This is a genomic window from Rubrivivax gelatinosus, assembly GCF_016583785.1.
In the GTDB taxonomy this organism is placed as follows: Bacteria; Pseudomonadota; Gammaproteobacteria; order Burkholderiales; family Burkholderiaceae_C; genus Rubrivivax; species Rubrivivax gelatinosus_B.
Window position 1 is genome coordinate 1 of record NZ_NRRU01000144.1, and the last position, 10,639, is coordinate 10,639.

Annotated in this window: 7 protein-coding genes and 1 riboswitch; of the genes, 3 read left to right on the top strand and 4 right to left on the bottom strand. The window is 72.3% G+C overall.

Annotated elements, in window-relative coordinates; genetic code table 11:
- Positions 1 to 162 precede the first annotated feature (162 nt).
- From CKO43_RS23595 to treZ, 3 genes are all read left to right on the top strand, one after another.
- Positions 163 to 1,803 (top strand): alpha-D-glucose phosphate-specific phosphoglucomutase, encoded by a 1,641-nt coding sequence (locus CKO43_RS23595; RefSeq protein WP_200380177.1) that lies wholly within the window; start codon positions 163 to 165, stop codon positions 1,801 to 1,803.
- Positions 1,804 to 1,815: 12 nt separating this feature from the next.
- Positions 1,816 to 3,309, top strand: coding sequence for a 4-alpha-glucanotransferase (gene malQ, locus CKO43_RS23600; protein WP_200380178.1), 1,494 nt, complete (start codon positions 1,816 to 1,818; stop codon positions 3,307 to 3,309).
- A 178-nt stretch (positions 3,310 to 3,487) separates the two neighbouring features.
- Positions 3,488 to 5,239, top strand: a complete 1,752-nt coding sequence (treZ, locus tag CKO43_RS23605) for a malto-oligosyltrehalose trehalohydrolase (RefSeq protein WP_200380179.1) — start codon at positions 3,488 to 3,490, stop codon at positions 5,237 to 5,239.
- Position 5,240: 1 nt separating this feature from the next.
- Here the strand turns inward: treZ and CKO43_RS23610 are convergent, their stop codons facing one another.
- The 4 genes from CKO43_RS23610 to CKO43_RS23625 all read right to left on the bottom strand — a co-directional run bounded on the left by CKO43_RS23610 (position 5,241) and on the right by CKO43_RS23625 (position 10,429).
- Complete coding sequence (locus tag CKO43_RS23610) at positions 5,241 to 5,537, bottom strand: cupin domain-containing protein (protein ID WP_200380180.1); 297 nt, start codon at positions 5,535 to 5,537, stop codon at positions 5,241 to 5,243.
- 65 nt (positions 5,538 to 5,602) lie between these two features.
- Complete coding sequence (locus tag CKO43_RS23615) at positions 5,603 to 8,632, bottom strand: S8 family serine peptidase (protein WP_200380181.1); 3,030 nt, start codon at positions 8,630 to 8,632, stop codon at positions 5,603 to 5,605.
- 60 nt (positions 8,633 to 8,692) lie between these two features.
- Positions 8,693 to 8,778, bottom strand: a riboswitch (cyclic di-GMP riboswitch).
- Between the two features lie 151 nt (positions 8,779 to 8,929).
- Entirely contained in the window at positions 8,930 to 9,487 is a 558-nt protein-coding gene (locus CKO43_RS23620) for an NADPH-dependent FMN reductase (RefSeq protein WP_200380182.1), read from the bottom strand.
- A 15-nt stretch (positions 9,488 to 9,502) separates the two neighbouring features.
- The gene (locus CKO43_RS23625) at positions 9,503 to 10,429 is read right to left on the bottom strand and encodes a mechanosensitive ion channel family protein (protein WP_200380183.1); all 927 of its coding nucleotides are present in this window, start codon (positions 10,427 to 10,429) and stop codon (positions 9,503 to 9,505) included.
- Positions 10,430 to 10,639 lie beyond the last annotated feature (210 nt).

Consider the following 10,639-nt stretch of genomic DNA (forward strand, 5'->3'; position numbering starts at 1 on the left):
GCCGGAGCAATGCCCGGCGCGACGCCCGCTTCAGTTGGCTGCAGCTGGCCACGGCCTGACCCCAGACACCCCCGCGAGGCGGGTCGGCTCCCGCCTCAGGACGTGGCGGCGCGCGCGCGCCGCGTTACCCTTGCCGTTGTCGCCCGCTCCACACCGCCCGCCATGATCGTCACGCGCTTCCCCACGACTCCGATCGCCGGCATGAAGCCCGGCACCAGCGGCCTGCGCAAGAAGGTCGCCGAGTTCGCCCGTCCGCACTACGTCGAGAACTTCGTCCAGTCGGTGTTCGACGCCGTGCGGCCCGAGGGCGGTTTCGGCGGGCTGACGCTGGTCGTCGGCGGCGACGGCCGCTTCCACAACCGCGAGGCGATCCAGTCGGTCGTGCGCATCGCCGCGGCCAACGGTTTCTCGCGCCTGATCGTCGGTGCCGGCGGCATCCTGTCGACACCGGCGGCCTCGTGCGTGATCCGCGCCCACCACGCCTTCGGCGGCCTGATCCTCTCGGCCAGCCACAACCCGGGCGGCCCCGACGGCGACTTCGGCATCAAGTTCAACTCGGCCAACGGCGGCCCGGCGGCCGAACGCATCACCGACGCGATCTACGCCCATACGCTGACGATCAGCGAGTACCGCACGCTGGACACGCCCGACATCGACCTCGACACGCTGGGCACGCGGGTGCTGGGCACGCTCGAGATCGAGGTCGTCGACCCGGTCGCCGACTACCTCGCGCTGATGCAGCGCCTGTTCGACTTCGGCGCGCTGCGGGCACTCTTCGCCGGCGGTTTCCGGCTGCGCTTCGACGCGATGCACGCCGTCACCGGGCCTTACGCGCACACGATCTTCGAACGTGAACTGGGTGCCGCCGCCGGCACGGTGGTCAACGGCACGCCGCTGCCCGACTTCGGCGGCCACCACCCCGACCCCAACCTGGTTCACGCCAAGGCGCTGTACGACGAGATGATGGGCCCGGATGCGCCTGACCTCGGCGCCGCCTCCGACGGCGACGGCGACCGCAACCTGATCATCGGCCGCGGCCTGTTCGTCTCGCCCTCGGACTCGCTGGCAATGCTGGCGGCCAATGCCCACTGCGCGCCGGCCTATGCACGCGGCCTGGCCGGCGTCGCCCGCTCGATGCCGACGAGCGCCGCCGTCGACCGCGTCGCCCAGGCGCTGGGCATCCCGTGTTACGAAACCCCGACCGGCTGGAAGTTCTTCGGCAACCTGCTCGACGCCGGCCGCATCACCTTGTGCGGCGAAGAAAGCGCCGGCACCGGCAGCGACCACGTGCGCGAAAAAGACGGCGTCTGGGCGGTGCTGCTGTGGCTGTCCATCCTGGCCGCGCGCCGCCAGAGCGTGCGCGAGATCGCCGAGGCGCACTGGGCCACCTTCGGCCGCCACTACTACACGCGCCACGACTACGAGGCGGTCGAGAACGAAGCCGCGCAAGGCCTGATGTCCGCGCTGGCCGACCGCCTGCCACGAATGCCCGGCGAGGCCATCGCCGGCCGGCGCATCGTGCTCGCCGACGACTTCGCCTACACCGACCCGGTGGACGCCAGCGTCTCGGCGCACCAGGGTCTGCGCATCGGTTTCGACGACGGCTCGCGCATCGTCTACCGGCTCTCCGGCACCGGCACCAGCGGCGCGACGCTGCGTGTCTACATCGAACAGTTCGAGCCCGACCCGGCACGCCACGGGCTCGACCCGCAGGCGGCGCTGGCGCCGCTGATCACCCTGGCCCGCGACATCGCGGGCATCCCGGCGTGGACCGGCCGCGAAGCGCCGGACGTCATCACCTGAGAATCCTGCTCCATGCGTTTTCCCCGTCGCAGCGGCGTGCTGCTGCATCCCACTTCGCTGCCCGGCCCGCACGGCTCGGGTGACTTCGGGCCGTCGGCCTACCACTTCGTCGACTGGTTGGCCGTCGGCGGCCAGAAGCTCTGGCAGATCCTGCCGCTGGGCGGCATAGGCCCCGGCAACTCGCCCTACATGAGCAGCTCGGCCTTTGCCGGCAACGTGCTGCTGGTCGACCTCGACGACCTGGTGCACCACGGCTGGCTGCAGCCCGACGAGCTGGCGCCGCCGGCCGGCGTCGACGAGCACCAGCTGCGCTTCGAACAGGTCGGGCCCTACCGCATGGACCGGCTGGCGCGGGCCGCGGCACGTTTTGCCGACAGCGCGAACGCCACCGACCGCGCCGATCTGGCCGACTTCCGCGCCGCCAACGCCGACTGGCTGGAGGACTACGCGCTCTTCATGGCGCTGGCCGAGGTGCACCCGGGCAGCTGGAGCGACTGGCCGGCGCCGCTGGCCCGGCGCGAGAAGAAGGCGCTGGCCGCCGCCCGCCGCCAGCACGCCGAACGCGTGGGCTTCTGGACCTTCTGCCAGTGGCGCTTCTTCCGCCAGTGGGCGCGGCTGCGCGCTTATGCCAATACCCGCGGCGTGCAGATCGTCGGCGACGCGCCGATCTTCATCGCCCACCACAGCGCCGAAGTCTGGGCCCGGCCCGAACTCTTCATCCTCGACGAGAAGGGGGCGCCGACGGTGATCGCTGGCGTGCCGCCCGACGGCTTCTCGGCCACCGGCCAGCGCTGGGGCAACCCGCTGTACCGCTGGGAAGCGCACGCCGACGAAGGTTTCGCCTGGTGGATCCAGCGCATCCGGCGCAGCTTCGAGCTCGTCGACCTGCTGCGCATCGACCACTTCCGTGGTTTCGCCGCGTACTGGGAGATCCCGGCGAGCGAGCCGACGGCCGAGAACGGCCGCTGGGTGCCGGCGCCGGGCGCGGCGCTGTTCGAGGCCATCGCCGCCGCGCTCGGCGAGCTGCCGGTGATCGCCGAGGACCTGGGCGTGATCACGCCCGACGTCGACGCGCTGCGCAAACGTTTCGACTTCCCCGGCATGCGCATCCTGCAGTTCGCCTGGGGCGAGGACGTCAACGCCGAGCACCGCTTCCTGCCGCACCGCTACGAGCCCGACACCGTCGTCTACACCGGCACGCACGACAACGACACGACGATAGGCTGGTACGCGAGCACCAGCGAGGCCGCGCGCAACCACCTGCGCGAGTACCTCGCGACCGACGGCCACACGCCGCACTGGGACCTGATCCGCTGTGCCTGCTCGAGCATCGCCGACAGCGCGATCTACCCGATGCAGGACGTGCTGGGCCTGGACGGCAGCCACCGGATGAACTTCCCCGGCACCGGCAGCGGCAACTGGGGCTGGCGCTTCAGCTGGGACCAGGTTCCGGGCGACGCCGCCACGCGCCTGCACCGCATGGCCCAGCTCTACGACAGGTTATGAGAGCCCCCGGCCGCCTGGCGGCCGCCCCCCGAGGGGGCTCCGAACCCGACCGGGAGACCCGGATCGGGTCCGGCCCGGCCGGCCACGCCGCTCCCCCTGGTCGCCGGTGGCGACCGGTCCCCGAGGGGAGCGGCGCTGCGTGTGCCGTCCGGCGGTGCAATCGAACGCCAGAGGGCCGATGAGCTTCCCGCCGCTGGGCCGCCTGGGCCACCACCGTCTCGCCGACGGGCGCTCGGCCTTCCGCGTCTTCGCGCCCGAGCGGCTGGCGCTGCGCATCGTCTTCGATGACGGCCGCGCGCCGCTGGTGCTGGCGGGCGACGCGCTCGGTTACTGGAACGCCGCCACCGAGGCGCTGCCGGCCGGCACGCGCTACCGCGTCGAGGTCGACGGCGCCGCCTGGCCCGACCCGGCCTCGCGCCGCCAGCCCGAGGGCGTGCACGGGCCGTCAGAGGTCGTCGACATCGTGCCCGCCGCCAGCCCGGGCTGGCGCGGCGTCGAGATCGAGGACGCGGTGATCTACGAGCTGCACGTCGGCACGTTCACGCCCGAAGGCACGCTGGCGGCAGCGGCGGCGCGCCTGCCGCACCTGGCGGCACTGGGCGTCAACGTCGTCGAGCTGATGCCGCTGGCGGCCTTCCCCGGCGAGCGCAACTGGGGCTACGACGGCGTCCAGCCCTTCGCGCTGCACGCGGCCTATGGCAGCTGGGCCGAGCTGAAGGACTTCGTCGAGCAGGCACACGCGCTCGGCATCGCGCTGCTGCTGGACGTGGTCTACAACCACTTCGGCCCCGAAGGCAACTACAGCGGCCAGTTCGCGCCCTACACCAAGGCCGCGGCCACGCCCTGGGGCGCGGCGATCAACTTCGACGGCGCCTATGCCTACGGCGTGCGCGAGTACTTCGCCGAAAACCTGCGCTTCTGGATCGAGGACGTCGGTTTCGACGGCGTGCGCCTGGACGCGGCCTCGGAGATCCACGACAACAGCCCCGTGCCGATGCTGCGCGAGCTGAGCGATCTGGCGCGCGAGATCGGCGCGCGCCAGCGCCGGCGCGTGCTGACCGTCGCCGAGCACCTGCGCAACAACGCGCGTGTCACCGCCGCCGACGGCCTGGCCTGCGACGCGCAGTGGAACGACGACCTGAACCACGCGCTCATCGCCTGGCTCAGCGGCGAGCGCTGGCGCCACTACGCCAACTTCGGCCGTTTCGACGACGTGGTGACGGCGCTGGCGCGCGGCTGGGTGTTGGACGGCATGCGGCTGGACCGCTTTCGCCGCCACTTCACCGGCAGCGACCCGGCGGCGACAACGCCGCGCGAGCACGTCGTGCACGTGCAGAACCATGACCAGGTCGGCAACCGCCCAGGCGGCGAGCGTCTGGCGGCGCTGCTCGGGCCGCAGCGTGCGCTGCTGGCCGCGGTGGCGATGTTCGCCAGCCCCTTCGTGCCAATGTTGTTCATGGGTGAGGAATGGGGCGAGACCACGCCCTTCCTGTTCTTCGAGGACTTCGGCGACCGCCGCATCGTGCGCGGCGTGCGTGCCGGGCGCCGCGCCGAGAACGGTTTCGTGCCCGGCTACGACCCGCCCGATCCGCATGCACGCACGAGCTTCCTCGCGTCCAAGCTGCGCTGGGAGCACGCCGCCACACCCGAAGGCCGCTTCATGCTGGAGCGCTACCGCAGGCTGATCGAGCTGAAACGCGCCGGCGAGCTGGGCCCGCGCGAGCCCGGTGCGGTGCGCGTCGACGGCGACGCGGCAACGCAGCTGGTGCGCCTGGCCGCGCCGCGCACGCTGACCTGGCTGAACCTGGGACCGGACGAACAGGCGGTGGCCGCGCCCGAGGGCTGGAGCGAAGCGCTGTGCACGCTGCCGGCACGCCGGCCGGGCCGGCTGCCGGGCCACGCCGCCGTCGTCTTCAGCGCCCCAGGCTGAATCAGGCGGCGTGCCGCCGCGCGATCCAGAACACCGCGCCCTGCTCGCCATAGGTTTCAGCGTGCGGCTCGCGGCGCGGCAGCACCAGGCGGTCGCCGGGCAGCAGGCGACGCGTGACGCCGTGGTGGCAGACCGACATCCCGCCTTCGACGACCAGCAGCTCGAGCGCGAAGCAGTGTTCGTGGTCGTCGAGCACCGTGCCGGGCGCCATGCGGCGCACCAGCACCGAGTCGAAGCCGCGGACTAGCATCTCGGCCTCGAAGGCGGCGAAGTCCGGGCGCGGGTCGTGGTCGCTCATCAGGGCTCCTCGGGCGCCGATCGCGCCTCTGGCAGTCCATTGTGCTGCGGTGCCGCAGCCGGCGGTCACTTGACGACGATCGTCAGCGTCGTCGTCAGCACCGCGCCGCGCGCATCGGTGACGCGCACCGTGACCGTCCAGCTGCCGCGCGGCGGCTTGGTCCAGCTCAGGCGCCCGGCAGTGTTCAGCGTCAGGCCAGCGGGCACCCCGCCGCTGAGCGCGTAGCTCAGCTTGTCGCCGTCGACGTCACGCGCCTGCAGCTGCGCCGCGAAAGCGACGTTGGCGCTGGCGCTGAAGTTGCGCCCGTCCAGCGTCGGCGCGCTGTTCGGCTTGCCGACCACCAGCCTCATCACCGCCACCGCGGACGCCCCCTTGGTGTCGATGGCGCGCACGCTGATGGCGTAGCTGCCGGCCACCGGTGATGCCCACGACATCAGCCCGGCGCTGTTGATGGCCAGCCCCGCCGGCACACCGGCGATCAGCTCGTAACGCAGCGCGTCGCGGTCGGCGTCGCTGGCAGCGACCTGCCCGATCCACTTCACGCCGGCGATGCCGATGTAGCTGAGGGCCGCGACGACCGGGGCACGGTTCGGCATGGCCACCGCCACCGTCATCGTCGCCACGCCCGAGAGCCCGGCGGCGTCGGTGACGCGCACGCTGAAGCCGTAGTTGCCGGCGACCGGCTTGGCCCAGCTCATGCGGCCCGAAGCCTCGATCGTCAGCCCCGCGGGCAGCGCCGAAGCCGCCGCGTACTTGAGCGCGTCGCCGTCGGCGTCGCTGGCGACGACCTGGCCGCTCCAGGCCACGCCGGCGCTCGCCGGATAGGTCTTGGCGGTGACGACCGGGGCCCGGTTGGCGGCCTTGACCGTCAGCGCGTAGACGCCGGAAGCCGAGCCACCGGCGTTGCTCGCGCTGACGCGGATGCTGTAGCTGCCGACCACCGGCGCGGCCCAGTTGAGCACGCCGCTGGTGTTGATCGTCAGCCCCGCCGGCTGGCCGGCGAGTGCGTAGCTGATCGCCACGCCGGCCGGGCCGCTGACGTTGGTCGCGGCGCTGAAGGCCTTGCCGGCGCTTGCCGTCAGCGTGCCGCCCGGCACCACCGGCGGCTTCACCGTGGCCTTGGCCTTGACCGTCAGCGTGACGCTGCGCTTGAAGGTCTGCCCGTAGGGGTCGCGCGCGGCGATCGTCAGCGTGTAACCGCCCTGCACCGGTGCGCTCCAGGCGACGGCGCCGCCCGAGGAAACCGTGAGCCCGGTCGGGCCGGAGACGAGCGCGTAGCTGACGGTGTCGCCGTCGCCGTCCAGCGTCGGCAAGGCCGTCGTGTAGCTGGCGCCGGCCACCGCTTCGGGCAGCGCCGCGGGCAGCGTCTCGGGCACGCTGTTGACGCGCAGCGAGACCGAGTTGCGCGCCGAGACGCCACCGGCGCTGCTGGCCGTCACGGTGAACGACATCGTGCCGGCACTGGCCGGCGCCGTGATCACCAGCGTGTCGCTGCTGCGGCCCGAGACGATGGTCGCCGCGGTGCCGCTGGCCTGCTGCCACGCGTAGCTGTAACCGGTGCCCGAAGCCACCGTGGCCTTCAGCGTCGCCGACGCGCCGCGTGCGACCAGGCCGGCCTGCACGCCGTCGACGCCGGTCGTCACGCCAGCCGTCGGCGTGATCGTCACCAGCGGCGCGCTCAGCGTCGCCAGCGCACCGGCGGCGTCGAGCAGGCCGGCGCCGCAGCGGCCGGCCACGGTGCAGAAGGTGCCGGCCGGGAAGGCGTGCACGCCCGACAGCAGCGCCGAGCGCAGCTGTGCCGGCGTCAGCGACGGCGAATACGACAGCAGCAGCGCGGCCGCGGCGGCCACCTGCGGCGTCGCCGCCGAGGTGCCGGCGAAATAGCGCGCCGGCGAGTAGCCGACGAAGCTGTTCGCGCCTTCGACGCCGGAGGCGATCGTCGGCGTCGTGTCGCAGCCCGCGGTCGCCTGGCGGCACGAGCCGCCGCCGGGTGCGGTGATCGCCACCTGCGAGGAGTAGTTCGAATAGGTCGCGAGGTCGCCGGTGGCGGTGGCCGCGGCCACCGCGATGACGCCGCTGCAGTTGGACGGCGAACTGATGGCCGCGCGGCCGTCGTTGCCCGCTGCCGCGATGACGGTGATGCCGGCGGCGTTGGCGAGGTTGATCGCGTCCTGCATGTAGCTCGGGCAGCTGGTCGCGCCGCCCAGGCTCAGGTTGATGACACGCGCCTTCACCGACGGCGCCGGCACGCCGGCGAAGCTGCGCCCCGCCACCCAGGCGATGGCGTCGGCGGTGTCGGAGAGCCAGCCGCCGCACTTGCCGAGCACGCGCACCTGCAGCACACGCGCCCCGGGCGCGCCGCCGGCGATGCCGTAGCCGTTGTCGGCGATGGCCGCGATCTGCGAGGCCACCGCGGTGCCGTGCCAGCTGCTCGAGCTGCCGGCAGCGGCGCAGGCGTCGCCCGGGTCGCTGGGGTCGGCGTCGCGGCCGCCGCCGTCGGCGCCGATGCCGGCGTCGGAGACGAAGTCGTAGCCGGCGAACTGGCGACCCGACAGGTCGGGGTGCGCGGTCATGCCGGTGTCGAGCACGGCGACGACGACGTCGCTGCCGGTCGAATAGGGCCAGGCGGCGACGAAGTTGGCGCCGCCGGCACGCGCCGCCGGCGAACCCAGCGCCCATTGCTGGGCGAAATAGGTGTCGTTGCTGCTGGCGCTGACGCGCACGTCGGGTTCGGCCGAGGCGACCGAAGGGTCCTGGGCGATCTGCGTGGCCAGTGCACGCAGCTGCAGCGCCCCGAGGCCGGCCGGCGCCGAATACACCGCCGCCTGCGTGCCCTGGCTGCGCAGCGTGCCGAGCTTGACGCCGACGCGCCGCGACAGCGCCGTGACCCGGCGCGACATCGTGTCGGCGGCATCGGTTGCCGAAGCGGCCTGCAGCGTGGGCTTGTAGCGCACGACGATGCGGCCGGGCTCGTCTGCTTCGGTGGCCGCCGCAGCGAAGGCGGTCGATGAAAACGCGAAAATCGCGAGCCCACGAACAAGGCGCCGGGTGCTGGCGGCAGCCGCGTGGGCACCGGAACGGGATAACTGCTGCATGGCCGCGATGGTCTCGTTCTACGACGCAAAGCCACGGCAGCACACCCGGGCTTCAGCCCGTGCGGCAACCCCGCTGGCCTAGTCGAACCGCCCTTAGCCCGGAAGCTTTGCGTCCCCGGTTTTCACCGGGTTTGCCCAACGGCCGCGTGTCACCGCAGCCGGCTCACGGCACCGCGCCTGGGCGCAGCACCGTCGGCTCGAAATCTAACCGAAGGCCACGAAGCATGAAACGTTTCTTCACATTCATTCGATAAGAACGCGAAAAACGACGCACCTCGTCGGATCGACGGCGTCGCTTCAGCGCGCCGCGTGGCGCTCGACCCAGGCGGCGAACGCGTCCACCCAGCTCTGCACGAAGCGCTGCGTGCCGGCGTCGGCGATCGCGCCCGAGGCGTCGAAGAAGCCGTCGCGCGCCTGCAGATAGACCTCCGGCTGCCCCAGCGTCGGCATGTCGAGGTAGGCCAGCACCGTGCGCAGGTGCTGCTGCGCGAGCGCGGTGCCGATCGCGCCGATCGAGATGCCGACGACACCCGCCGGCTTGCCCGCCCAGGCGCTCTTGCCGTAGGGGCGCGAGGCGTGGTCGATCGCGTTCTTCAGCACGCCGGGCATGGAGCGGTTGTATTCGGCCGTGACGAAGAGGATCGCGCTGCTGGCGGCGATGCGCTCCTTGAAGTGCCGCACGGTTTCGGCCGGCGCGGCGTCGTCGTCCTGGTTGTAAGGCGGCAGCGCGCCGATCTCCAGGAACTCGAAGCTCCAGCCTTCGGGCGCCAGGCCCGTGATCGCCTGCGCGAGGCGGCGGTTGAAGGATTCGCGGCGCAGGCTGCCGACGACGATGCCGATGTGACGCTGGCTCATGTGTGGACTCCGGTTTCAGGCGTTGGCGGCGTCCGGCGTGGACGCCTGGCGGCGGATGCCCAGGGGCAGCGCCGGTGCTGCGCCGTCCTTGCCGGCGCCGGCGTAGACGGTCAGATGCGGGTACGGGATCTCGATGCCGCGTTCGTCGAAGGCGCGCTTCAGGCGGCGCAGGAACTCGCGGCGCACGTCCCATTGCGCCAGCGGCGCGACCTTGAAACGCGCACGCACGGTGATCGCGCTCTCGCCCCAGCCTTCGACGCCGGCCAGGTCCAGGTCCTCGAGGATGCGCTCGCGGAAGCGCTCGTCGCTGCGCATGCCGGCGGCGACCTCGCGCACCACGGCGTAGACCTCGTCCAGGTCCTCGCGGTAGGCCACGCGCAGGTCGAAAACCGAGAAGGCGAAGTGGCGGCCGCGGTTGGTCACCGTCGTGATCAGGTTGTTGGGCACGTAGTGCACGTTGCCGTCGTAGTCGCGCAGGCGCACATGGCGCAGCGTGATGTCCTCGACCAGGCCGCCGATGCCGGCGATCTCGACGACGTCGCCGGTGCGGATCTGGTCCTCGAACAGGATGAAGAAGCCGGTGAAGTAGTCCTTGACCAGCGACTGCGCGCCGAAGCCGACGGCGATGCCGACGACGCCGGCCGCGCCCAGTATCGGCGCCAGCGAGATGCCGACCTCGGCCAGCACCGTCATCGTCGCCAGCGCGCCGACGACGATGCCGATCAGATAGCGCGCGACGCGGTTGATGGTCTCGGCACGGCGCACCGCGTCGCCTTCCATGCGCTGGCTGAAGTGCACGTTCATCGCCCGCACCAGGCGCTGCAGCACCACCGCCAGCACCCAGGCGGCGGCGACGATCAGCACGATGCGCAGGCCCGAGCGCAGCAGCTCGTTCCAGCGTCCGAACTCGATTTCGGCGAGAGCGGTAGTCCAGGCATCCAACAGCGCATCCTCCTATGGCGTTCGGCCCGGGCGCGGCGCGGGCGACGGGGCACTGTACGGGCAGCACCAAAGGCCCCAGCCGGCGGGCGGGCGCCGTGCGCCCCGGCCGGCAGCGGGGCCAAGCGCCCCGCGCTTGCCAGCGGGGGCGGCCCGATGAAAGCATTGCGATAATGCGCAGCCCGTCCGTTCCGCTCCGCGCCCACCCCCGTT

What these genes read in the sequence shown, in the direction of transcription:
- malQ (WP_200380178.1), top strand. Translation starts at nt 1,816, where the DNA reads ATGCGTTTTCCCCGTCGCAGCGGCGTGCTGCTGCATCCCACTTCGCTG.
- CKO43_RS23595 (WP_200380177.1), top strand. Translation starts at nt 163, where the DNA reads ATGATCGTCACGCGCTTCCCCACGACTCCGATCGCCGGCATGAAGCCC.
- treZ (WP_200380179.1), top strand. Translation starts at nt 3,488, where the DNA reads ATGAGCTTCCCGCCGCTGGGCCGCCTGGGCCACCACCGTCTCGCCGAC.
- CKO43_RS23610 (WP_200380180.1), bottom strand. Translation starts at nt 5,537, where the DNA reads ATGAGCGACCACGACCCGCGCCCGGACTTCGCCGCCTTCGAGGCCGAG.
- CKO43_RS23620 (WP_200380182.1), bottom strand. Translation starts at nt 9,487, where the DNA reads ATGAGCCAGCGTCACATCGGCATCGTCGTCGGCAGCCTGCGCCGCGAA.
- CKO43_RS23615 (WP_200380181.1), bottom strand. Translation starts at nt 8,632, where the DNA reads ATGCAGCAGTTATCCCGTTCCGGTGCCCACGCGGCTGCCGCCAGCACC.